General features: G+C 42.8%; 18 protein-coding genes and 1 pseudogene. 10 read left to right on the top strand and 9 right to left on the bottom strand.

The annotated features are described in order from the left end of the window. Nucleotides 1-191: 191 nt before the first annotated feature. The 9 genes and pseudogenes from FGM00_RS17580 (at nt 192) to FGM00_RS17620 (ending at nt 12,268) form a co-directional block, all read left to right on the top strand. The gene (locus FGM00_RS17580; protein ID WP_138854176.1) at nt 192-1,709 is read left to right on the top strand and encodes a CotH kinase family protein; all 1,518 of its coding nucleotides are present in this window, start codon (nt 192-194) and stop codon (nt 1,707-1,709) included. A gap of 112 nt (nt 1,710-1,821) precedes the next feature. Beyond that, nucleotides 1,822-2,517 (top strand): TIGR04282 family arsenosugar biosynthesis glycosyltransferase, encoded by a 696-nt coding sequence (locus tag FGM00_RS17585; protein ID WP_138854177.1) that lies wholly within the window; start codon nt 1,822-1,824, stop codon nt 2,515-2,517. Between the two features lie 82 nt (nt 2,518-2,599). After that, on the top strand, nt 2,600-5,803 hold the full coding sequence (locus FGM00_RS17590; protein WP_138854178.1) for a SusC/RagA family TonB-linked outer membrane protein: 3,204 nt from the start codon (nt 2,600-2,602) through the stop codon (nt 5,801-5,803). Nucleotides 5,804-5,813: 10 nt separating this feature from the next. Beyond that, the gene (locus FGM00_RS17595) at nt 5,814-7,355 is read left to right on the top strand and encodes a SusD/RagB family nutrient-binding outer membrane lipoprotein (RefSeq protein ID WP_236262839.1); all 1,542 of its coding nucleotides are present in this window, start codon (nt 5,814-5,816) and stop codon (nt 7,353-7,355) included. 122 nt (nt 7,356-7,477) lie between these two features. Then, nucleotides 7,478-8,857, top strand: coding sequence for an SLC5/6 family protein (locus FGM00_RS17600; RefSeq protein WP_236262841.1), 1,380 nt, complete (start codon nt 7,478-7,480; stop codon nt 8,855-8,857). Beyond that, nucleotides 8,842-9,465: pseudogene (locus FGM00_RS17605) on the top strand (metallophosphoesterase family protein); the annotation flags it as partial. The gene FGM00_RS17600 and the pseudogene FGM00_RS17605, both read left to right, overlap by 16 nt. 342 nt (nt 9,466-9,807) lie before the next feature. Beyond that, the gene (locus FGM00_RS17610) at nt 9,808-10,143 is read left to right on the top strand and encodes an arsenosugar biosynthesis-associated peroxidase-like protein (protein ID WP_138854748.1); all 336 of its coding nucleotides are present in this window, start codon (nt 9,808-9,810) and stop codon (nt 10,141-10,143) included. A 177-nt stretch (nt 10,144-10,320) separates the two neighbouring features. Then, nucleotides 10,321-11,376, top strand: a complete 1,056-nt coding sequence (arsS, locus tag FGM00_RS17615; protein ID WP_138854179.1) for an arsenosugar biosynthesis radical SAM (seleno)protein ArsS — start codon at nt 10,321-10,323, stop codon at nt 11,374-11,376. Between the two features lie 274 nt (nt 11,377-11,650). Then, nucleotides 11,651-12,268, top strand: a complete 618-nt coding sequence (locus tag FGM00_RS17620) for a TetR/AcrR family transcriptional regulator (RefSeq protein ID WP_138854180.1) — start codon at nt 11,651-11,653, stop codon at nt 12,266-12,268. Nucleotides 12,269-12,272: 4 nt separating this feature from the next. On the opposite strand, the gene FGM00_RS17625 is transcribed toward FGM00_RS17620, so the two are convergent. The 3 genes from FGM00_RS17625 to FGM00_RS17635 all read right to left on the bottom strand — a co-directional run bounded on the left by FGM00_RS17625 (nt 12,273) and on the right by FGM00_RS17635 (nt 14,959). Next, entirely contained in the window at nt 12,273-13,307 is a 1,035-nt protein-coding gene (locus tag FGM00_RS17625) for a glycosyltransferase family 9 protein (RefSeq protein WP_138854181.1), read from the bottom strand. A gap of 5 nt (nt 13,308-13,312) precedes the next feature. Continuing rightward, nucleotides 13,313-13,915 (bottom strand): DUF4254 domain-containing protein, encoded by a 603-nt coding sequence (locus tag FGM00_RS17630; RefSeq protein WP_138854182.1) that lies wholly within the window; start codon nt 13,913-13,915, stop codon nt 13,313-13,315. 105 nt (nt 13,916-14,020) lie between these two features. Further along, nucleotides 14,021-14,959, bottom strand: coding sequence for a DUF6427 family protein (locus FGM00_RS17635; RefSeq protein WP_138854183.1), 939 nt, complete (start codon nt 14,957-14,959; stop codon nt 14,021-14,023). 60 nt (nt 14,960-15,019) lie between these two features. Between FGM00_RS17635 and FGM00_RS17640 the strand changes: the two genes are divergently transcribed. After that, nucleotides 15,020-15,241, top strand: coding sequence for a DUF6341 family protein (locus FGM00_RS17640; RefSeq protein ID WP_138854184.1), 222 nt, complete (start codon nt 15,020-15,022; stop codon nt 15,239-15,241). 62 nt (nt 15,242-15,303) lie between these two features. On the opposite strand, the gene purD is transcribed toward FGM00_RS17640, so the two are convergent. The 6 genes from purD to FGM00_RS17670 all read right to left on the bottom strand — a co-directional run bounded on the left by purD (nt 15,304) and on the right by FGM00_RS17670 (nt 23,978). Beyond that, entirely contained in the window at nt 15,304-16,575 is a 1,272-nt protein-coding gene (gene purD / locus FGM00_RS17645; protein ID WP_138854185.1) for a phosphoribosylamine--glycine ligase, read from the bottom strand. A gap of 33 nt (nt 16,576-16,608) precedes the next feature. Further along, on the bottom strand, nt 16,609-17,589 hold the full coding sequence (locus FGM00_RS17650; RefSeq protein WP_138854186.1) for a UDP-glucuronic acid decarboxylase family protein: 981 nt from the start codon (nt 17,587-17,589) through the stop codon (nt 16,609-16,611). 59 nt (nt 17,590-17,648) lie between these two features. Continuing rightward, on the bottom strand, nt 17,649-19,016 hold the full coding sequence (locus tag FGM00_RS17655) for a sugar transferase (RefSeq protein WP_138854187.1): 1,368 nt from the start codon (nt 19,014-19,016) through the stop codon (nt 17,649-17,651). Nucleotides 19,017-19,043: 27 nt separating this feature from the next. Further along, nucleotides 19,044-20,228, bottom strand: a complete 1,185-nt coding sequence (locus tag FGM00_RS17660) for a glycosyltransferase family 4 protein (RefSeq protein ID WP_138854188.1) — start codon at nt 20,226-20,228, stop codon at nt 19,044-19,046. Between the two features lie 67 nt (nt 20,229-20,295). Further along, entirely contained in the window at nt 20,296-21,876 is a 1,581-nt protein-coding gene (locus tag FGM00_RS17665; RefSeq protein WP_138854189.1) for a heparinase II/III family protein, read from the bottom strand. Then, a complete protein-coding gene (locus tag FGM00_RS17670; protein ID WP_138854190.1) occupies nt 21,858-23,978 on the bottom strand; it encodes a bi-domain-containing oxidoreductase in 2,121 nt (706 codons plus the stop codon). The genes FGM00_RS17665 and FGM00_RS17670 overlap by 19 nt, the downstream gene beginning before the upstream one ends. Nucleotides 23,979-24,171 lie beyond the last annotated feature (193 nt).

The following is a 24,171-nucleotide window of genomic DNA, read 5'->3' on the forward strand; positions in this document are numbered from 1 at the left end:
GCTCTTCCCAATTCGCAAAAATAAATCGCCATGCATTATAGTTGTGAAATTGAACCCGATAAACAGTGTGGCAAAAATGCATCCGATAAAGTGAACGTTTGGTCTAACTAAACGCATTAGCTTTTATAGAGCTATTATCTTTATGCTTTTGAGTTATTTTATATGCTCCGAAATCCTTTTATTTACCCGCTATGAAAAGAGAACTCAAGATTTCAATACTATTTGCACTTGCTTTTTTGGCAAGTTTGCTGATCGTATCGTGCAGCAAAGATGACACTGAGCCCCTTATTGAGCCGGAGATAGAGCAGACTGACGAACCAGACTCCTCGGGCGAACCTGTTATCGAGGCGTCTACCTTGCAAAGTGCATTTATAAAGGACACCAATCGTTCGTTAATTCTTTACAATGGAAGCGATGTACAATTTCAGGGTAAAATCGTTGTAAATAGCGATACACTATATTTAGAGACCACCGATACTAATTTAAAACTTGGGAAAGGGTACCCAGGAATACTTGCCAATGATACCATAACCATTTTTAGGACCGAATTGCCGATTATATCAATCGACACGAAAGGATCTGTTATAGTAGACGAGCCTAAGATTGCAAGTACTTTTCGGCTATTGCAAAACGGCGAAGTCATTCTCGAAAGCGATTTGGGTATCGAAATTAGGGGTGGTCTTTCACAGACCTTTCCGAAAAAGAGCTTTAGCATAGAGTTATGGGTTGATTCGGAAGAATCCGATACGGTAGATGCATCTTTACTTGGAATGCGTGACGATGACGATTGGATTTTGGATGGCCTTTGGAATGAACCCTTACATCTTAGAGATTATGTTTCACATGAGTTATGGCTTCGTATGGGTAGATACCCCTACAGCCAGGAAGAGAACATTACTCTTGGAATAAAACGGGAGTTCTGTGAACTTTTTATCAATAACGAGTATCGGGGGGTTTATTATCTTTCCGAGAAAATCGATAGAAAACAATTACAGCTTAAAAAATATGATGATAATACCCAGCAAGTACGAGGTGAGCTCTTTAAGGGTTCGCAATGGGACGACCCCCTTCTTTTTAGGGCTGTAACACCTTTTAGTAATTCAAGTCTGGTATGGGGTGGATATGAGGCCAAATATCCAGATGATATGGGGGAGTTGGATTGGACCAATCTACATGCCTTTACCGATTTTGTTGTGAACAACGATCAGGCAACATTTGATGCTACCATAGCGGAACGTTTGGATATTGACAACATGGTCGATTATTTCATCTTTATGAATGTGACTTTCGCACATGACAATTGGGGTAAAAACGTTTATACCGCCCGATATGACGAAAACTCTCCTTATTTTTTCGTGCCATGGGATTTGGATGGGACTTTTGGTAATACCTGGACAGGTGAACGTATCAATATCACTGACCAAATTTTAATCAGAAATGTGCTGTATGAGAAAATGTTGTTGAATCCCGAATATGTCTCGTCGCTCAAAACGAGATGGAACGACCTAAGGGGCAACGTACTTGCTACCGGCGAAATTCAAGGCATGTTCGATGATTCATACCAAATTTTACAAGGAAATAAAGTCTACGATCGAGAAGCAATGGTGGAAGGATTTCCATTTAATTACAGCGATCAGGAAATCGATTTTATCAAATCGTGGATTTCCAGTAGAATGGCCTTTCTCGATGGCTATTTCGCAAATCTTTAGGTTTTTGGCCATCATTTCATAAAATAGGCGCGACGGCAACGATTGAAATCATAGCGGATTACTTTATCGGATAGCTAAGAATTCTTCGTAAGTTTGTAGGAGCGCTGAAAACATGAACCAGAACAATACATCAAAGACGGCCATTTTGGTCTTCGCCAACTCTTCCCGAGAGGAAGTGAAGCATAAGGCTATTGCCAGAGGTGATGTTTTGTTCGACGCATTGACCAACCATACCCTTGAAACCGTTGAAAAAACACGGCTTCCCTATTTTCATTTTAGCGAAAAACACCAATTCGGCAAAACATTCGGCGAACGCTTTACGAATGCTATTCAAGCGGTGTACGATAGGGGTTTTGAACGTGTAATTACCATAGGCAACGATTCCCCACAATTAAGACCACAGCACATTACCGAGGCGGAAAGACAGCTTGAAAATAATAAGTTTGTCATCGGGCCAGCAACCGACGGGGGTTTTTATCTCATGGGATTGCATAAAGATCAGTTCGATGGTAATGCCTTCCGCCAATTGGATTGGCAGACCTCGAAACTTTCAAAGCAACTGTTAAGTTTGGTCTCCAATACGATGCATGTGTTTCGACTACCAATGCTGTTCGATATCGATACTGTGGCCGATATCAAATCGTTTCTTTCATACGCTTACGCTATTCCTGTTAAAATCTTTCAAATACTTCTTCAAATTTTAGAGGAAGCCGAAAAAACGTCGGCGTGTTACATATTACGTGTAGAAAATCTTCACTTCAGATTACCCCACAACAAGGGTTCCCCCCTTCTACTTCAATCCGCTTAAATTCCTGCCTACAGCCGAATTCGATCCTTAAGGAAGAAAATTCAGTGCGGGCCGATTGTTGTAATTCTTTTAAATACCCTTGATGAAATATATTTATTTTGCAATGGCCGTTTGCTTTGCCACAACGGGCTTTTCACAAACCATTATTAATGGAACGGTAACCGATGAAAATAAGGTACCCATACCTTTTGTCAATATTTTGGCAGTGGATACCGAAACAGGAGCCACCACAGATGAAAACGGAGACTACTCCATTACCATACCTCTGAATTCGGGGGTATTGCGCTTCTCAATTCTCGGCTATACCCCTGCGGAAGTTCCTTTTGACACTTCAGGAACCTTGAATGTAACACTGACCGAAGCTTCCGAAGAACTTTCGGAGGTGGTCATCACTGCTTTAGGGGTTCGGCGCGAAACCAAGGAGCTTGGATATGTCGTACAAAGCCTTGATTCTGAAAGTATTACTGAAGTAAAATCAATTAACTTTTTGGACAATCTTTCAGGAAAACTGGCCGGGGTAACCATCAACCAAGGGGCGACCGGCGTTGGTTCTTCCTCAAAAATCACCATTCGTGGGGAGGCCTCGTTCTCGAACAACAATCCACTTTTTGTCGTCGATGGGGTACCAATAAACAATAATTCGGTTTTCAACTTTACCAATGAGGCGGCTGCTGGCTTTCAGGAAATTGATTTTGGGAATGGTGCCATGGAAGTAAATCCCGACGATATCGCAGAAGTTTCTGTCCTTAAAGGCCCGAGTGCCGCGGCGCTATACGGGACACGAGCATCGAACGGGGTTATCGTTATCGAAACTAAAAGTGGGGCCAAGAGCAAAGGTTTGGGCATTAGTTATAACACTAGCTTCTTTGTGGATTCCGCCTTTCGATTACCGGATTTTCAGAATACTTTCGGACAAGGAAACTCCGGTGAATTTGCTTATGTTGATGGTTTGGGCGGCGGTACCAATGATAACATTACGTACAGCTGGGGCCCCCGATTGGATGTGGGCAACCTGATTCCGCAATTCGATAGCCCCGTTACCTTGCCGGATGGCAGTATTGTACGGGGGGGCGATACGGCTTTATATAACGGGCTGCCCATCACGGCAACGCCCTTTACCTCAAACCCCGACAATTTGAAGAATTTTTACCAGACCGGAACGACCTTTATCAATAACATCGCGATTTCATCGGGTTTTGATAAAGGTGATATCCGGCTCTCCTTTACCGACCTCCGAAGCGAGTCGATCATTCCCGGAGTAAATCTTGATCGGCAGACCGTTAGCGCTAAATTAGGTTTTCGACCGACCGAAAAACTGCGCATCAACAGTACGATCAGCTATATAAACTCACAAAGTGACAACCGCCCCTCGAACGGTTACGGCTCCGAAAACGTCAATTACTCTTTGGTAGCATGGGGACCGCGTTCCTTAAATATCGATAATCTTAGAAATTATTGGCAGCCCGGTCTAGAAGGCACACAACAGTACTCGTTCAATTACACCTTTTTCGACAATCCGTATTTTATACTTTTCGAAAATAGAAACTCTTTCAATAGAGACCGGGTTTTTGGAAACATATCCGCCAGCTATGATATTACGCAACACCTGACTGCCACCGTGCGCACGGGAATGGACTATAGCAGCGAATTGCGGCAATTGCGTCGTGCATTTAGCTCCAACCGATTCAGTAATGGTGGTTATGCCGAGCACGATGTGTTTTTTAGGGAAATAAATACCGATTTCTTGATCAATTACAGTAATGTCTTCAATGATTTTAAAGTGGACGTCTCATTAGGCGGAAATCGGTTGGACCAAAAAGCATTTACCGGACAATCGCAGACCACGTCTCTGGCGCAGCCGGGTATTTTTAGACTATCGAACGCCGCATCGCCGATTGAAGTCTTCGAATTTGAAAGCAACAAACGCATCAATAGTTTTTATGGCATTGCCAAATTCGGATATAAAGATTTTCTTTTTGTGGATGTTACCGGCCGGAACGATTGGTCAAGTGTGTTGGCAACTCCCTTTTCGGTAGACAATACTTCTTTCTTCTATCCTTCGGTGTCCAGTAGTTTTATCCTTTCAAACGTGGTAGACCTTCCTGAGCTCGTCTCCTTCGCGAAACTCCGTGCCAGCTGGGCACAGGTCGGGAACGATACCAATGCCTACCAAACTACGGGCGCCTTTGTAGCACAAACGCCATTTAATGGTCAACCTACCTTCAGCAACCAAAATTCCATAGCGAATCCGAATCTAAGGCCGGAGCGTACCTCTTCTTTTGAGGTAGGTGCGGATATTCGTTTTTTCGGAGACCAATTGCGATTCGATATATCGTATTATAATGCCCTGACCGAAGATCAGATCATTTCCTTGCCCATTGGAATTTCCTCCGGGTTTACCCAACAGGTAGTGAATGGTGGGAAAGTCCGTTCGAAAGGCTTGGAAATCATCGCTGGAATTTCGCCCATTATATCCGATAATTTTCGATGGAACAGCACTTTGAATTTTAGTACGAACCGTGCCACGGTCGAAGACCTCCCGCAAGAAGATGGCCGGTTAACACTGGCGTATTCTAGAATCTATGACAGCCAAAACCAAACGGTTTTTTTACAGGTAGATGAGGGAGGGCGAGTCGGGGACCTCTATGGCACGGGTTATTTGAAAAATGAGGATGGCGATTTTATCCTCACAGACGAAGGTCGTTACATTCCCGACAACAACCTGCAAAAGCTAGGCAATTACAATCCTGATTTTATCCTTGGTTTTAACAATCAGTTCAACTATAAAAATTGGAATCTAGGCTTTTTGTTCGATTGGCGACAAGGCGGAATCATCGTTTCCAGAACCCGAGCCTTGGGTAATGTTGGCGGACAATTGGCCGAAACGGAAAACCGTCCGGAAGCGGGTATTGTTCCCGAAGGCGTGGTAAATGTAGGTACGAACGAAGCTCCAGTATACGAGCCCAACACTGTAGCAGTTTCGGCGGAAAGTTATTATCGGCAGTTTTATGATCGCAACCATGAAGAAAACAATACTTACGACGCCTCTTTCCTAAAACTGCGGCAATTCGCTATCGGCTATACCTTCGATAACTTAAATTTTTTCAATCAAAATACCAGCATAAGCCTATCCATAATCGGAAGGAACTTGTTTGCTATCACCGAGAACCCACATTTTGACCCGGAGCAACTGGCCGTGCAAGGCCAAGGCTTTATAAGCGGGATCGAAGATATGTCATATGCTACCACCCGAAGTTTCGGATTTAAGGCAGGGTTTAACTTTTAAAATTAGCATAATGAACTTTATATATAAATTAATAATGGTGTTTAGAGAATGGTTGTCTCCCCAAAGACGGTTTACTTTAAAAAAAGTAGCCCCTTCTGTTGTTCTCGACTACGCTCGAAAAGCCAGCTCGTGCTTATTGCTTGTGTTTGTGTTTTTCACCTCCTGTACCCAGGACTTTGAGGAAATCAATACCAATCCGAATTCCCCAGTTGCCGTACAGCCCAGTTTGCTATTGCGTCAGGTCGTCTATGATTATGGGGAGCAAATGTCTTACGAAGGCTTCACGGCAGGCAATCTTTTAGGACAGTACACCACGGCTCTGGATTTTAATCTTTTCGACCGGCATAACCTTAAATCGCCCCAATTGGGGGGCAATCCCTGGCCTATTTTGTACACGAATCTTAGAGACAATGAAATTATGTTGAACCTAGCGCTCGAAAACGAAACGTTTGCCGTATACGAAGGTCCGTCACGAATCATGAAAGCCTATATGGCCGCTGCATTGACCGATATTTTTGGGGACGTGCCCTATTTCGAGGCATTTCGAGGGTCTAATGCCACGGTTACTCCCATATACGATAGCCAAGAATCAATATATATGGATGAAGATGGCATTTTAGACAATTTGGATAAAGGTATCGCCGCCATTCAAAACTATTCCGGAACTATCGCCCTTGAGGGGGATATTCTCTTTAATGGGGATTTAGATGGATGGTCGCGTTTTGCAAATTCCCTAAAAATCAAATACCTGATACGCATTTCGGATAAGATGGATGTTTCCCAAACCTTGCAGAATGTGGTTTCGGATGGAAATTTCATCAGCGAGAGCAATCAGAATGCAACATTCGATTTTACCGATGGCGAACCCAACAACTTCCGTTTGGCGCGTTTACGTATCGGCGATTTCAACAACTTCGTGCTGTCGGAGACGATGGATGATATCCTAACCGAGCTCAACGACCCGAGAATCGCTACACTTTTCCGCCCTTTTGGGAATAGCATGAGCGGGGATTTCAACGGTCTTCTAAATGGTATCGATGCCTCGCAGACCTCTATCGCCCTGGCTGACTACTCCTTGGCCGGAACGATTTTTAGGGAAAATACCGGGGCTTTGGATGCCAATTTTATGACGAGCTGGGAAACCCATTTCCTCTTGGCGGAAGCCGCCGAAAAGGGCTTGATATCCGGTGATGCACAAGAACTTTACGAGTTGGGTGTGAGCCAGGCCTTCGCCTATTGGAACGTATCCTTACCGGAAAACTACCTCAACGCAGAGGGAGCATATGCAGCTCCGGGAACGAGTGCGCTACAGCAAATCATCACCCAAAAGTGGATAGCCAATATGATCAACGGTTATGAAGGGTGGATTGAATATAGGAGAACAGGATTTCCGCAGTTACAAACTATTTCGGCAAGTTTAAACGACGATTTGATTCCAGTGCGCATGCCGTATCCTGCTGAAGAAGCGGCTTTGAACAATGTAAATTACTCCAAGGCGGCAGAGGCTACCGAAGGGAACAGTATTAACGTACGGGTTTGGTGGGACGATTAAGGAGGCAAGCTAGTTAAGCAGTTGGCCGTGCTGGTTCTATAATCATGGGAGCGCACGGAATTTATAAATATTAGGATAACATAAAATCACATTTAACAACAGCAATAGTTGAATAATTCGAAATGACAACAATAGGTAACATTCTACTAGCAGACATCTCTCCTCTTGGGGTAAGGGGGATGCAGTGGGCCCTTGTCATCGCATCGAGTTTGGTGCTGTTTTTCCTATCTCCCTTGGCAAAAAATACCAATCAGTTTTTTAAAGCGGTGCATAAAAAAAAGGTGCCGAATACCTTCATGTTGATGGGTAGTCTGGTCATCTCTTGGATATTCGCCAAAAGCATCACTAATGCAGCCAATCTAGGATTGGATTATGGCCTGGTGGGCGGAGTGGCATATGCGGGCTATTATTTTTCTTTTGCCGTGGCGGGTATCATCATCTATCGAATGCGTATTCAAGGGAATTTTACGAGTATCCATCATTTTCTAACCTTCAAATTCGGGCAAGGGGCGGTCGCCGTATTTTCCATTCTGATAGCGATACGTTTATTCAACGAGGTTTGGAGCAATACCATGGTCATCGGAACGTATTTTGGGGATATGGGCACCAGCAGTTATTATTGGTCTATTTTGGTATTTACGACGCTCACCTTGGCCTACGTGCTTAAAGGGGGGATGAGCAGTTCTATTTTTACCGACGTCTTACAAATGGGGCTTTTTTCCGTTCTACTCATAGTAATTCTATGGAGTATTTTCAGCCAGGAGACCTCTTTTACCGCCCAAAGGATGTTGGCGTCCGGTACTTGGTCTTTTGAAATGGGATTGAACCTGTTGTTTGCGGCCGTATTACAATCGTTAAGCTATCCGTTTCATGACCCGGTGATGACCGATAGGGGGTTCTTGAGCAGTCCTAAGGTAACCTTGCGGAGTTTTTTATTGGCGGGTATCGTCGGGGCTATTTGTATCGTACTCTTTAGTGTCATCGGCATCTACGCACAATCACAAAACATGACGGGACAAGCGGCCGTTGAAGTCGGGAAAGCCTTTGGGGTGGTCATTCTCTTGGTCATCAACTTTATCATGATTACCTCCGCCGCCTCGACCTTGGACTCTACCTTCTCCTCCTTCTCGAAATTGTTGTCGGTTGACCTCAATCTCGGGAATACCCTAAAATTTGGGCGTTGGTCGATGGTTTTGATTGCCATTTTAGGAACATTGCCCGTTTTTTTGGATGCCGAAATACTTTCTGCAACAACTATTAGCGGCACCATGGTTATCGGTTTGACTCCCGTTTTTATATTCTGGAAGACCAAAGCGCCCAAAATCAGTTTTCATTTAAGCGTTTTTTGTGGGATTTTATTCGGATTTTTGCTGATTTTCAAATGGTTCCCTCAACAGATGATATTCACTACTGGTAAATATGCCGACCTGCTCTGGATTAATTTCTGGGGAATACTAAGTTGTGTAACCCTTTATTTGATACCCAAATGGATAAAAGGATAACACATATCGGCGCTAAAAATGGCAAACTACTGCTCTTTGGTGGTGTGTACAGCAATCTACAGGCTTTGGAAAAATTGATTTCCATCGCGGAGACCGAAGGCATACCGGCGGAAAACTGTATCTGTACCGGAGATATTACCGGTTATTGTGCACAACCAGAGGAAACCGTGCAGTTGTTTAAAAAATGGGGTGCCCTGGCTATCGCTGGAAATGTAGAGCTTCAGCTTGCGAACGATAGCGAAGATTGCGGTTGTGACTTTAAGGCCGGTGGGCGATGCGACAGCTTTTCAAAAATGTGGTTTCCGTATACCAAAGGTCATTTGTCCGCAGATTCCCTGCAATGGATTTCTGAAATCCCGCAAAATATTGGTTTCGATTATGCCGGAAACAAAGTAACTGTCGTTCATGGCACCCTGGCCAATGTGTCGGAATTCGTTTTTGCATCCAATGGAGAACACCACAAACGGCGATGTTTTGAAGAAACGGGAAGTGATATCATTATCGCAGGACATTGTGGACTCCCCTTCCATAAATCGGTACAGGACAAACTTTGGCTCAATCCCGGCGTTATTGGAATGCCCGCCAACGACGGTACCACGCGCGTTTGGTATATGATTTTAGAAAGTAACGGAGATGAAGTAAACGACCTCGGGGCAAGCCCGAGAGGTATTCGAAAAGGAAAAGAACTTAGCGCATCGAGGCAAGCCTCGGAGCATTCAAATCTCGATTATCGAGTAAATTATACTCATCGGTCTTTTGAATACGATTATAAGACCGCACAACGCTTAATGTACCAAAACCATTTGCCGGAAGCGTATGGCGACACCCTTTCCTCCGGTATTTGGGACAATATGGAAATCCTTCCCGAAATCGAAAAGATGGGGCAGGGCATCCCGATATATTTTGATACCGACGAAAAAGAGAAAGTAGCACCTAAAAAACAGAAAAAAATGGCAGATACTTATTATGACCCTAAGGATTTGAGAAAATTTGGAAAAATAACGGAATGGAGCGAAGAGCTTGGTACTAAATTTTTCGACTACTACGGTTCCGTTTTCGAGGAAGGCGCTTTAAGTGCAAGGGAGAAGTCCCTGATTGCATTGGCCGTCTCCCACGTAGTTAAATGTCCCTATTGCATAGATGCCTATACAAAAGACGGCTTGCAAAAAGGCATTACCAAAGAAGAAATGATGGAAGCAGTGCACGTAGGGGCTGCCATTGAAAGCGGTGCCACCCTGGTGCACGGCGTACAGATGATGAACAAGTATAATAAACTCTCTATGTAACGAGCAGTAAGTAGTAGCAGTTGGCAGCGTCTAAATTGACTAAATGCTAATCGCTGGATATTTAAAACTAAAACGAATTTACAACGTAGGTAACTTGTAGACAATTGACATGTGCAGTTAACAATAGCGATATTTGCTCAAACTGCCCACTACAATGGCCTACTGAAAATTGAACAAATGGCGACGAAATCATTAAAAGCGAAAGGCGACGAACTAGCGGTAAGCAATAAGCAGCTCGAAATTCTCAATGGAGGCATCTTTGCTGAAGGCGAACTCCCTTACTTTAAGGATAAAATAAATGAAATCGGACACTTTCCGTTGCGGCCCGCAAAATTGGAAATCCTACAGATTAATGTAGGCTATATGTGCAACCAGGTCTGCGAGCATTGCCATGTCGATGCTGGCCCCGACCGAAAGGAAATCATGACGCGGGAAACGATGTACCAATGCTTGGACGTTATTCGTAATACCGGGGCGCATACCCTGGATCTTACTGGTGGCGCGCCAGAGATGAACCCCGATTTTCGGTGGTTTGTGGAAGAGGCCGCGAAGGCTGGTATCAAAGATTTTATCGTACGGTCGAATCTGACCATCATTCGGGCGAACAAAAAATACTACGATCTACCGGAGTTTTTTAAGAAGCACAATGTGCATGTTATTTCCTCCATGCCGCATTACACCCGTGGCAAGACCGATAAGCAACGCGGGGACGGTGTTTTCGACAAATCGATAAAAGCACTACAGGAATTGAATGCCGTTGGTTATGGTCTGCCAGGTAGCGGCCTGCGTTTGGATTTGGTCTACAACCCATCAGGTGCCTACCTTCCCGGGGACCAAATGGCCCTGGAGGCGGACTTTAAAAAAGCGTTGAAGGAGGATTTCGATATCGTCTTCCACAATCTGTTCGCCATTACCAACCTGCCCATCGCGCGTTTTCTGGATTATTTGATCGCTTCTGAAAATTATGAGGATTATATGTATGCACTAGTTGAAGCCTACAACCCGGCCGCGGTCGAAAACGTAATGTGTACCAATACCATTTCCATCAGTTGGGATGGCTGGTTATACGACTGTGATTTTAACCAGATGTTGGATTTAAAAGTTGCCAGTAAGGTAAAGCACATCAAAGATTACAATGAGGATATTTTGAATGACCGCAATATCATCATCTCACAACATTGTTATGGCTGTACCGCAGGAGCGGGAAGTAGTTGTCAGGGGACGGTGGCATAAGGCCCCCTAGCCCCCAAAGGGGAAACTTTTGATATTCCCTTAAAAAGAATAGCCATTAGGTTTCAGTACCATGCCCCCAAACCGGAGCCTATACTACAAACCACTCGGTTCGTTTTTATGGTTTGAACGAAATTTCAGTCATTTGATTTCGCTACGCTATATCGTTAATTCACAACAAAACATCGCGCTCCATATACTAAAACAAAAGTTTTCGGGTTTGTAGTAGTTCCCGACTTCTTAGTCGGTTTCGCATCTAACCAAACCTATGTTATCGATGGAAAAAAGTATAAAACGTATGGCAACGATGAATAGAATGCAGGTTACCGGACTGGAACTATTCTACAAAAAGGGCTATTATAATACTAGCGTTGATGATATCCTGAAAGAACTTTCGCTCTCCAAAGGAGCCTTTTATTATCACTTCGATTCGAAGGAGGATTTCTTTATCCAGATTATCGAAAATCTTGTCGTCCGAAAAGTTTATACCATGCTCATTGAGCCGATAGAAGGGCACGAACATACTTTGGATTTGATAAGCAGTTGTTTTGAAAATGCCTTGGAAACCGCCGTACACAACGAACTTGATTTTGGGTTTGTACTCAATAATTTCGTAAACGAATTCAATGGCCGAAACGAGCATATTATGAAGCACTTGAACGAAGTGCTCAAAGTTTGGGAAGTTACTTTGGTTTCCGCGGTGCAAAGGGGTAAGTTCAATGGGCATATCGACCGTCATGTAGATGCCGAAGGTGTGGCCATTTACTTGATGAGCGCTTTTCTAGGTATTCGTACACTTATGGTCGAAACCGCGCCTAGTGCCCGAAAGTACCGTTTTATGTCTCAATTGCGCTATTATTTTAAAACCTTGGAACCTAGAACCACCTCGGTCTAATCGCTCACGTTACTGAAAGTTCAAGTATTTTGTCAACGACCGTTTGCGGTGCAATGCTGGCAATAGCTTTTTCATACCCTTCTGGCGCTTTATTGCCGTAAACGGAGGTCGGAATCAACGGAAATTCATGTCTGTCGGCTACCAAGGTGTGTGCTTGCTGACCGAAAGGGGCAAATCCGGCAAACGGATGTGTTACACCCCAAAGCGTAACTGTCGGAATCCCGCACATAGCTGCCAAATGCGCGTTGCCACTATCCATAGCGAGCATCACATCCAAATTGCTGATCAATGCCAGTTCTTCGGCAAAACCGAGCTGACCGATGGTATTGACGCAGTCTTTTCCATCGGCAAATTGGTCTAATCGTCGCTTTTCTTCGGTACCGCCACCAAACAAGAAAATCTTGTAGTCTCCCTTGTCTTTTAAGCCTTTGATGACTTCCCCCATTTGGGTTATCGGATACTCTTTACCCTCAAAAGCTGCGAAGGGTGCAATCCCGATTATTTTTTTATTGCCGGGGTAAAGAAGTTTAGCGCGATTTCCCGAAAGGGTTTCTTTCTTTAATAGCGTCGTTTTCTCCAATTGAATAGGGTAACCCATTTGGGAAAATACGTCGGCATACCGTTGATGGGTCGTTCGTAATTGTGCAAAGACTTTATTCTTGCGCGCAGTAAGGGCCCTTTTCTCATTTCGACCTTTATCAATTTGATAAAAGGGTACCAAATCCAATCGAAAAAGAGGTTTCAACACATTGCTTCGGAGCACATTATGTAGGTCGGCCACTGCATCGAACCGCATTTTTTTTAAAGCTTTGTAAAGATTCCACAGCCCTAAAAGTCCTTTGTGGGCTCCTTTTACATCAGCCTCGAAAACGGTCACATTTGACATTTGAGAAAACATGGGTGTAAAGAAGGCTCGGGTAAGCACGGTAATCTTTAGCTCAGGATAGTGCTGCGTAAGTGCCAGAAGTACAGGGACGGTCATGGCAACATCGCCCATAGCGGAAAGGCGTATCACCAAGATATGGGCTTTGGCGTTCATCCCCATTATTTTTGACCTCTCAACACCGGGTTTAGCTCGTCGTCATTGTACATCTTCATTTGTTTATACACTTTCATGTATTTTCTCCCTGCTTCGATATCGGCCAACAGCTGATCGATTGCTGTGGAAAGATCGGTGCGTTGTTCCAGCAACACCTTCAATTTGTCCTGGCATTTTTTGAGATGCGCTTCAGAGGCTCCTTTTCTACTAGCCTCCTCTGCCATATGGTAAATCTTCAGTGCCAAGATGGACAGCCGATCAATGGCCCAAGCCGGGCTTTCGGTGTTGATGGTCGCATTTTCCAAAGTTTCTACCGATTGGTACTTTTTTAGGAAATAACTGTCGATGTACTCAACAAGGTCTGTTCGGTCCTGATTGCTCGCATCGATTTTACGCTTAAGCGTTAGCGCTGCATCCGGTTCGATATTCGGGTCACGAATGATATCCTCATAATGCCATTGCACCGTATCTATCCAGTTTTTACGATAGAGCAAATGTGCGATGTCGTCTTTCGGATACGGGTTTTCAAAGGACTGATATACATCGTCTTTTATATGATAGGTCTGAATGCTTTTTTCGAAAATACCAAAGGTGAAATCACTGAACATCTGTTGCTGTTTTGGGATAAAGATATCGATATTATCTATGAAACCCTACCGCCGGGCACCTCCATAGGTGCCGCTGACTTACTAATCGGATTGTGACAAATATTTCTAGCGTATGATCAGGCCGATAAAAAAGACCATAAAGGGAATAAAAATCGAAAGCATCAGAACGATTTCCTTAATGTTCGCCTTTTTGATAGACTCGACATACTTGGCCAAGAAAATGGCCGCGGGGAAGAAGGTGACCATGATGGGATATTTCCCAGGTGTAGCGATCAGCACTTCTAGCACAAGGCCTAAAAAGAATAAAAATGCGATTAAGCGGAGGGTGGCCACCTTGCCGACACCTGCTTTCCCTACACTCAGAAAGCTCATAAACCCCACAAAGGAAATCCCGATAATGTACAGAACCAGCTTAGTGCTATGAAGCCAGTTAAGAAAATACGCCTTGTCAAAAGTGTATTCCAAACGATAATGTTCTTGCAGAAAATCGGTGTTTCCCGTCAGCACCAATACACAATACATGATCATAAAAACGGTAAACAGACCGGCCAAGGGTGCCATCCAGTTTTTTAGGTTTTTTGGCTCGTAGATATAAATGGCCAAAAAGACGACAAGCAAATAAATAAGCGCCCAATCATAGAAAATACTGGCCGTTACGATCCAAAGGGTCGCATCGAAAATCTTAAGCCTGATGGTTTTCATTGACCGAACACTGATGAGCCTGCGCATGGTGAGAAAGAGAAAAAAGGTACAGAGCACCGCATTGTTGTCGATTAAGGTTTGTGGAAAAACCATAAGCAACATTGTAAAAAATAGAATTGCAAAGGAATGGGTACCCGTTATTTTATTGCGCTTCACGATAAAATTAAGCACAAAAAGCCCAAAAGAAAGAATGGCCAAAATGACGAGCTGCAGCACTAATTCTTCCAAACCGTACGTTTTATCAAAGACGATAAAGTGCACGAACCAATAGAAAATGAAGATAAAGGTGATTAGAATGATATAATTAATTGGCTTTGTTTTGCCAAAAAAGCTTGAAATCATCTTTGATTTTTATATTTTTGCGGTTCGCAATGATATTGATTTTCGTAAATATACTATAACATGAAAGCATTTTTCGAAGGCATAGAAGATTTATTCGTAAACGTACTTTTCGCTCCCTATGATATGTTTCGTTTTATGGAAAGCTGGTGGGCCGCTAACACCATAAACTGGATTCTTGCTATCATCGGTTCGGTCGCTTTCGTGTATTGGATGCTCGAACTCAAGAAGTATGATGACAAGGGCGAAGAGGATAAGAGTGTAACTTCTCATTCCTACCTATAGTATCCCCTACCTTAAAGCCCTTTCAGCCTAATACATTGTGTTAAGTCTAGTTGTGAAAAGTGCTAGAGATCGAATCCTAAATCGGTTCGGTAATTCATTCCTTCAAAGGATATTTTTGCAATGTTGCCGTAGGAAGTTTTGAGCGCTTCCTTAAATTCTTCTCCGAATGAAGTGATGGCCATAACACGCCCCCCATTCGTTACTACCTTCCCATCTTGATGCTTAGTCCCTGCATGGAATACCAACGATTCCTTTACGGTTTCAACGCCAGTAATTGCTTTTCCCTTTTCATAAGCCTCTGGATAGCCCCCCGAAACCAACATCACCGTTGTTGCGGTACGTTCGTCGATCTTTAAATCGATGGTATCCAGAGTTTCATTGGCGACCGCCTGAAAAAGCTCCACAAAGTCATTTTGAATTCTAGGGACTACTACTTCGGTTTCGGGATCTCCCAAGCGTACGTTGTATTCGATTACCCTGGGTTCATCACCTACCTTTATCAAACCGATAAAAATGAAACCCTTGTAGGGGAGCTTATCCTTTTTAAGGCCTTCTACAGTCGGTTTTACGATGCGGTCGTGTATTTTCCCCATAAATTCCGCATCGGCAAAAGGAACGGGCGAAATAGCACCCATACCGCCCGTATTCAATCCGGTATCTCCCTCTCCGATCCGCTTATAGTCTTTGGCCGTCGGCAAAACTTTGTAACCCTTGCCATCGGTAAGCACGAAAACGCTTAACTCTATGCCGTCTAAAAATTCTTCTATGACCACCGTAGTGCTGGCTTTGCCGAATTTCGCATCGATCAACATGGTCTTTAGTTCGCTTTTGGCCTCCTGTAAATCATTTAAGATCAACACGCCCTTTCCTGCTGCCAAACCATCGGCTTTGAGTACGTACGGAGGGGCAAGGCTTTCTAAAAATGCGTAGCCCTGTTCCAAACTTGCGGAAGTAAAGCTTTGATACGCAGCGGTGGGGATATGATGGCGCATCATGAATTCCTTGGCGAACTCTTTACTTCCTTCTAAAGTAGCGGCAGCTTTTTGGGGACCAATAACCCCAACCTTCTGCAATTGGGCGTCGTTGAGAAAAAAGTCGTGAACCCCATTGACCAAGGGGTCTTCCGGACCAACTACGACGAGGTCGATATTTTCGCTAAGAACCAATTTCTTGATTCCCTCAAAATCGTTTACACCAATCGGTATGTTCGTAGCGATTTGCGAAGTACCGGCATTACCGGGTGCCACAACTAATTTTTTTAATTTCGGACTCTGTGTCAACTTCCAAGCTAAAGTATGTTCACGGCCTCCCGCGCCAAGGATAAGGATGTTCATGAGATATTCTTCAAAGTTAAATGGATATTCTAATTAATTACTCTTGGCGAATTCGCGATGCGCCTTACGCTCTAAAACCTCCGCTGGAAGGGATTTGAAGTAATCGTATACGATTTTTAGCCCCTCGGAACGGGCCACTTTCGGCTCCCAACCCAAGAGCTCTTTTGCCTTGGTGATGTCCGGTTGTCGCTGCAAGGGATCGTCTTGGGGCAGAGGTTTGTAAATCACTTTTTGTTTCGTGCCCGTTAGGGCGATAATCTCCTCGGCGAACTCCCCTATGGTTGTTTCATGAGGGTTTCCGATATTTACAGGGTCGGAATAGCCACTTAGTAGCAATCGGTATATTCCCTCCACTTGGTCATCTATATAACAGAAAGATCGGGTTTGTGTTCCATCCCCGAACACTGTCAAATCCTCACCTCTCAACGCTTGACCCATAAATGCAGGAACTACGCGACCATCGTTCAAGCGCATGCGCGATCCATACGTATTGAAAATACGGACAATGCGTGTGTCGACACCATGAAAGCGATGGTATGCCATGGTAATCGACTCCATAAAACGTTTCGCCTCATCATAAACGCCCCGAGGGCCTATAGGGCTCACGTTGCCATAGTACTCTTCATTCTGAGGATGTACCAAGGGATCCCCGTAAACCTCCGAGGTTGAGGCGACCAGGATAGTTGCGTTCTTCTCCTTTGCCAGCCCCAAAAGGTTAAGTGTTCCCAAAGATCCGACTTTTAATGTTTCAATCGGTATTTTCAGATAATCGATAGGGCTTGCCGGAGATGCAAAATGCAGAATATAATCCAGCTTGCCGGGCAGGTGCACGAACTTGGTAACATCATGATGGTGAAATTCGAACTGCTCGAGCGGAAAAAGGTGCTCGATATTCTTCAGGTCTCCAGTAATCAGATTATCCATACCGATGACGTAATACCCTTCCTTGATGAACCTATCGCATAAATGGGACCCTAAAAAACCGGCCGCTCCCGTAATTAAAACTTTTTTCATAAATGTTGTTTGTGCGTATTGAAATCGATGGCCTCCTTAGTACCCTTTCCTTGCATTTACTAAATACCTCTGGAGAAAAGAACGGTTGTCACGGTCTTCAATACTATCCTCAAATCTAAGGTTATTGATTTGTTTTTTATATAGTAAAAATCATATTCCAGCTTTTTGACCGAATCCTCTAAATTCTGGCCATATTTGAACTTCACCTGTGCCCAGCCCGTTATGCCCGGTCTAATAAGATGACGAACATTGTAGTAGGGTGTTAGCTTACTGATTTCCTTTACAAAAACCTTCCGCTCGGGCCTAGGACCTATAAATTGCATATCGCCTTTGATGACCGATATGATCTGGGGCAATTCATCGATGCGGAAAAGGCGCAATACCTTCCCAAAGGGTGTAATTCGACTATCGCCGCTGGATGCCATTTTGGCCCCTTCTTTTTCAGCGTCGATGACCATGGATCGGAACTTGTATATTTTGAATTCCTCTCCATAGAGACCAACTCTTTTTTGGGTGTAGAACATGGGACCTTTATTGAAAAGTAGGTTTCCAATAAACACAAAGGGTATCGATAGCACGAAAATAAGACCGACGAACAGGGAGAGCAGAAAATTCATTACAAAACTGAAAATCAGCTGTAAGTATCTGATTTTCCTATTTCGAAGCTGCAACAATTCATAAAAGCTATCATTATGGGAACGAATGGGCATGGCCTCATAGGTGTTCTCGTAGAAAGAAGTGAAGGAAATAACCTCTTTTCCCTTCACAATAGACCTCAGCATCAATTTCTCCAAATCGCTTGGCAACTCATTGTAATTTCTGGTGTTGATGATAAAGGTGTCTATTTTACCCGCAGCCGACAAAAAAAACTTCTTATTGATAGAAGAATCCTGTTCTATGGAATAGGTCAATTTTACCTTATGAAAGGTTTTTATTTCGTTTCCGTTAATAATGGCGATATCTTCCCGTAAGCTTCCAAACGTGTGCGCATCGTAGATGTACAATACATTCTTCGAATCCGGTATTACCGCAAAAATATTCCTGAACAACAAACGCCAACCCCCAATTTGTACAGGTGTCAGCAACAAAAAACTTAAAAGGGGGATGCGCCAAAAACTCGCGTCGAAAATCAGTACAGAAAATATAAAAACCAAAAAAACGAACAGTCCGGTTACATAGATAGACTGGGCAACGATATTCCTTCGTCTGCTCACCTTTTCCAAGCTATAAAATTCCAGAATATACGCCAAGGATAGGTACACGAAAATGCCAAACGTAAAAACGCCTATTTTCAGCCGCATCGAAATAAATTCGGCGTCAATGGCGGAGTTGACAAAAACATTAAGCGCTAGCAGCACTATACCGAGATCACCGATAAGTAATATGAACTTGCGTTCTATTGAATTTAAAATGGACGGTCTGGGCATTTACAAATTTAAACAATTGGGTTATAGCTACTCCGCTAAACCGTTCATCACTTTCTTTAATTCCGCAATTTGATTTTCAAAATTTAATTGATTCTCGCCGTAGTTGTCGCAATTTAGAGTGAATTGGGCATATTCTTCGGTTGTCAGGTTTTTAGCCCTTTCAATATTAGCATAAAGTTCACTAAAATTACCAGGTTCTGAAACATACCCTAAACCATTAGAGGCAATTATTTCAGCACCTTCCCCGCCGCCACAAAAAAGTACAGGTACACCCAACAGGGTCAACTCGAATATCTTCGAAGGTACGGCGCCATAGATTCTATTTCGGAGTGGAACGATGGAAAAATGGTAACACGGCAATTTTTCACGAATCTCATTAGCGGTATAAGAACCCATATATTGGATATTCTTTGAGCCATCACTCGCGATTTTCTTAATATCGTCCAGTTCATTTCCCTTCCCATAAATATGAAACTCCACCCCTAACCTTTTGAAATCCACTCTTTCGCAAATTTCCAATACTCCTTGTGCAACACCCAACAAACCGGCATATACGACTTTAAAAGGGCTTGTTTTTTTTATCTTGCTGCTAGGGCTATTTAACATCGGTATATTTCGGTATAAAAAATACTCCTTGTCAGATACCAATTCTTTTATATGCGTAAGAATCTCATTCGACTGTCCTAGGATTAAGTCGGCGTTTCGGTAATTGAACTTTTCTATCCGTTCAAGTACACTGTAAAAATAACCTCGATGTAATACACCTAGCTCCAATGCCGACAAGGGCCATAGGTCAGAGACGTTGAGCACGATTTTAGACCGTGTAAAGAGTTTGCCATAAATGATTCCAAAAAAAGAAACCAGCAAAGGAGAATTCTGTACAATGATGATTTTAGGCGCCTTTCGGATAAGATGAATGATGTCCAAAAACATCACAAAACCGAACGAAACCATCGAAATAAACCTTTTAAAGGGATTTTTAGAAATCGAATTATAGGTCTTGTACCTTCTTGCCCTGAACGTATCTATTTTTTCCTTTTTGAAGAACGTATCTCGATAGTTTTCGAAAATCCTACCTGTAGGGTAATTTGGTAAAGGTGCCAAGACCGTTACCTCATAATCCACTCCAAGTTCGTTTGCCATTTGGGTGATTCTATTTGGCGCGGCACCGGTTTCCGGGTATAAGTAATTGCTTATTATAAAGATTTTCATTTCGGTAATTTTACTGCATGCCGAGCGTATAACTCAATTATTCCCGATAATAACAAATTGCAATCTTTCACAACTGTATATGTGTACGTAATGTATTGCAAAATTGTACCTCAATTTTTTTTGATTTTACCCTTTTATTAAACCCAATAGCATAATCATACGATTTCAGTGCTACTCTTTGCGAATTTTCGAAAATTATATTGATTCCCTCATCAACTAGTTTCAGGGAATCATCAAAAATTTCTATGTTTTCTACGGATGGATGGAAATGAAAATAGGCAATTGAACCTAGTTCAATGTCCTTACCCAAGAAATCCTCTATTAAAATTTTCGAAGTTTCGGTAGTAAATTGTCTTGTATGGTTGACACCTAGATTTCTATAACCATTATGCGTAGCACTTAAGAAATCTTTTCTTTCAATAATATCGATAACTTTCGCTCGCTTTGCAACCCTGAAGGCACCCCATACCTGAGTTTGCTCACGACCATCGATTTTTACCGTATTATGCGCAGCGGTTTCCCGCTCTTGCTGTCGTCGACTATTATTTTCATAAGTAGAAGTTCCCGTATCTACTATCACCGGACTACCGAGTACATACATTTCAAAATTAAAGGTATCGGAATGGGCGTGTCCTGATTGATACTTCGGGCCAACATTTCCTATATCCACGAAAAGCTCATAATCTATTTTTGTAACCTTTCTATATCCGGAATCCGAAAGTTTACCCTGTTGCCAAACAATCCCTAATTGTTCGGCATAATCAAAAAGCTGTTGTGACGAAGGAGCGATTCCATAAGCGCTATCGTTCACCATTGGTGTACTACCATTGGCAAAGGTGACTTCCTGAAGCCATGAGAGCATGTTTGCGGCTTTGTTTCTTAAGAGCTGACCAATATCATCATTTTGCCATTGGTTCGTCTCTACCAGTTTAAAACAGTCTAATAACCGAAATAATAAAATTTGATGGTACATGGGGGACAATTCAAAATGAGCGCCATCATTCAGTATTTGTTCCGAGAGTTCTGCTTTTAGAATTTGCTTGGCTTTTGTATAGAATTTCTTATTCTCAAAATAATAGGCTCCGAACAGTAAGGAGTATCCGTTTTCCAATAAATGGTTTCCTAAAAGATGGTATTCTAGATTGTGGAGTAACGTTTGATAATGATTAAAAAGTAGCTGATCAATTTCGAAATTGGAAATCATGTTTTTTGAGAGAAACTTGACCCAATTGATTCCTCTGAGTGAAATAGGATAAGGTTCCTTTCCATCTTTCAAGATCGAATCTTTTGTACTATAATCTAAAATCAATCTCAAACCCTCTTCAGGGGAAATGGTCTGCTGATTTAGAAAATCAAAATAGTTAAGATTATAGGTCCAAAGTTTTCCGAAATTGGAATAATTCCAGTCTATATCAGCCGTAAATCGATGTTCTAGATTTAAAAATAAAAAAGAATTCGAACCAATATAACTATCGGTATATAAAATGGAGTCGTTCCATTTCAAAAATCCCTCCCGTTGGTTCAGCGTCTTTTTATACGCTCTTTTAAAAAATCGATTTCGTACAACATAATATATTCGATAATAGATTTGTTTAAGACGAAGATATCTTAGGGTATGAAACAGTAACCTTAGTTTATGGAGATCCATTGACCTTGCTTCAATGATTCGATAGCCGCAAACGATGCTTTAGTGGTATTTAAAATTTCTTTGAAAGGAATGATCGGACTCCCACCTTTTTGCTGTTGTGCTATCAATTCCTGAAATTGATTATAATGCCCTTTGTCCTGTTTTGAAGAAGCATTTCTCCCATCTTTAAATCCGTAAGACTTCAATTTTCTCCAATTATTCATAACCAACGTACGCTCCTGTGAGTATACCTCCACGCGTTCTTTCGAATAAGCCTTGCTGCCGTTGGAAAAATAGTTGATGACGGCATTTGAACCGTTTTCGTAACGCAATAGAATACTCGCATTATCGGTATTCTCCTGAGGGTCGGTACCCATGGCATTCATGCACACCGACTTCACCAAGCTTCCTGTAAAATACGTGCATAAATCGATATAATGGCAGGCTTCCCCAATGATTCGGCCGCCACCTACTTGCATATCGTGTACCCAAACATCGGCAGATATAAAGCCGGCATTCATCGTCGCAACGATGTTAACAGGAGCATCATTATTTCCTAATTGGGCTTTCATGTTTTTTGCCAAAGGCGCAAAACGCCTGTTAAAACCAACGCTTACACTAACATTCTGCTGATTGTATTCAGTGATGATCGCCTCAAGTTCTTTTTCATTTAGTGCCAAGGGCTTTTCGACAAAAACACTTTTACCCGCCTTCATGGTTTCCAGCACCATGGGCGCGTGCATGTGATGTTGGGTAGTAATAAGTACAAGATCTACTCCCGCGTCAGTTAAGATTTCTTTGTAGTTCGATGTTGAATTACCAATGGAGTGGCGCTTGGCCATAATGGTTGATGATAGACCTCCCGAGCTCGCAATATATTTAATATCGGCATTCAGTTTTTTAAGGTTCGGAAGTAGTGTAGAACTAGTAAAGTTACCTGAACCTATAATTCCGATAACGCCTTTCTTGCCTTCGAAAGATTTATCAGTAATCGTGACGGTGTTCACTGGTGATTCAGTAGTATCATATTCCAAAATGGAGGCAATAGACTTAGAATTGGTCATATCACCATAAATCTCACTATAATTTTTGAGCGGTATACGCTCGGTAATCAGGGGTTTTACATCTAAGGTGCCTTTGGAAATGGCATTCAGTATCGCCTCGAAATTGCGTTTTTCGGTCCAGCGAACGAAGCCAATCGGGTAATCGTTTCCTTTTTGTTCGTATTCCTCATCATAGCGACCAGGGCCATAAGAACAGGATACTTGAAAAGAAATCTCTTTTTCATAAAAATCGGCCCGGCTGATGTCCAACCCGATCACACCAACCAAAATTACTCGACCACGCTTTCTACACATTTGAGCCGATTGGGCAATTATCTCATTGCTTTTATTAGAAGCGGTAATGATCACGCCATCCGCACCCACGCCTTTCGTGTGGGACTCCACAAATTTTACTTGGTCGGTACCCTCACCCGGGTTGATGCCTACAATACCCTTTTCATTCGCAATGCGCACTTTTTCCGGGTCAAAATCAAAACCTATCACATTGCATCCGTTAGCCAACAATAGCTCAGCTGTAACTAGGCCTATAAGTCCCAGGCCTACTACCACAATGGTTTCTCCAAATGTTGGGTCTAATAAGCGGATACCCTGTAGACCTATAGAACCGATAACCGTAAAGGCCGCTTCCTCGTCAGTTACGTTATCTGGAACCTTTGCCACCAAATTCTTTGGAAGATTGACATATTCAGCGTGATTTCCATTGGAAGCTACGCGATCTCCGACTTGAAATTCGGTAACACCCCTTCCTACGCCAACCACTTTCCCTACATTACAATACCCTAAGGGCAAAGGCTGATTGAGTTTGTTCAGCACGGCATCCATAGTGGGTTTAAGGCCATCTGTCTTTACTTTATTCAAAACCATTTTGACCTTATCGGGCTGTTGTTTGGCCTTTTGGATAAAATTGGCCTTGCCGAATTCGACCAACATACGCTCGGTACCTAAGGAGACCAATGTTCTCGAGGTTTTAATGAGCACGCAGCCCGATTTTACCATGGGAACCGGAACTTCTTCTAAAATGGTTTCTCCGTTCTTTAGGTCTTGTATGATTTGTTTCATGTTATTTCGCCAATTCTCCTTAACAAGGATTGAATACAGTGCGAAAATAACATTTTTGAAAACACTTTAGTCGAAATTGCCAATGGAACACCATTTAGAATTACTCTATTTTCAGTGAAAAAAAAATTTACATTAAAAGCTTCGAATAAAGACAGCATAACCGAAAACCGTAAGAAGCTCATCTTTATGCTAA

This window comes from Aggregatimonas sangjinii (genome assembly GCF_005943945.1).
In the GTDB taxonomy this organism is placed as follows: domain Bacteria; phylum Bacteroidota; class Bacteroidia; order Flavobacteriales; family Flavobacteriaceae; genus Pelagihabitans; species Pelagihabitans sangjinii.

Bases quoted from the DNA above. Each gene is read 5' to 3' on its own strand.
- FGM00_RS17650 (WP_138854186.1), bottom strand. From the start codon at position 17,589: ATGAAAAAAGTTTTAATTACGGGAGCGGCCGGTTTTTTAGGGTCCCAT.
- FGM00_RS17620 (WP_138854180.1), top strand. From the start codon at position 11,651: ATGGAAAAAAGTATAAAACGTATGGCAACGATGAATAGAATGCAGGTT.
- purD (WP_138854185.1), bottom strand. From the start codon at position 16,575: ATGAACATCCTTATCCTTGGCGCGGGAGGCCGTGAACATACTTTAGCT.
- FGM00_RS17585 (WP_138854177.1), top strand. From the start codon at position 1,822: ATGAACCAGAACAATACATCAAAGACGGCCATTTTGGTCTTCGCCAAC.
- FGM00_RS17655 (WP_138854187.1), bottom strand. From the start codon at position 19,016: ATGCCCAGACCGTCCATTTTAAATTCAATAGAACGCAAGTTCATATTA.
- FGM00_RS17580 (WP_138854176.1), top strand. From the start codon at position 192: ATGAAAAGAGAACTCAAGATTTCAATACTATTTGCACTTGCTTTTTTG.
- FGM00_RS17595 (WP_236262839.1), top strand. From the start codon at position 5,814: ATGAACTTTATATATAAATTAATAATGGTGTTTAGAGAATGGTTGTCT.
- FGM00_RS17630 (WP_138854182.1), bottom strand. From the start codon at position 13,915: ATGTTCAGTGATTTCACCTTTGGTATTTTCGAAAAAAGCATTCAGACC.
- FGM00_RS17590 (WP_138854178.1), top strand. From the start codon at position 2,600: ATGAAATATATTTATTTTGCAATGGCCGTTTGCTTTGCCACAACGGGC.
- FGM00_RS17670 (WP_138854190.1), bottom strand. From the start codon at position 23,978: ATGAAACAAATCATACAAGACCTAAAGAACGGAGAAACCATTTTAGAA.
- FGM00_RS17600 (WP_236262841.1), top strand. From the start codon at position 7,478: ATGACAACAATAGGTAACATTCTACTAGCAGACATCTCTCCTCTTGGG.
- FGM00_RS17665 (WP_138854189.1), bottom strand. From the start codon at position 21,876: ATGGATCTCCATAAACTAAGGTTACTGTTTCATACCCTAAGATATCTT.
- FGM00_RS17610 (WP_138854748.1), top strand. From the start codon at position 9,808: ATGGCAGATACTTATTATGACCCTAAGGATTTGAGAAAATTTGGAAAA.
- FGM00_RS17635 (WP_138854183.1), bottom strand. From the start codon at position 14,959: ATGATTTCAAGCTTTTTTGGCAAAACAAAGCCAATTAATTATATCATT.
- FGM00_RS17625 (WP_138854181.1), bottom strand. From the start codon at position 13,307: ATGAACGCCAAAGCCCATATCTTGGTGATACGCCTTTCCGCTATGGGC.
- arsS (WP_138854179.1), top strand. From the start codon at position 10,321: ATGGCGACGAAATCATTAAAAGCGAAAGGCGACGAACTAGCGGTAAGC.
- FGM00_RS17660 (WP_138854188.1), bottom strand. From the start codon at position 20,228: ATGAAAATCTTTATAATAAGCAATTACTTATACCCGGAAACCGGTGCC.
- FGM00_RS17640 (WP_138854184.1), top strand. From the start codon at position 15,020: ATGAAAGCATTTTTCGAAGGCATAGAAGATTTATTCGTAAACGTACTT.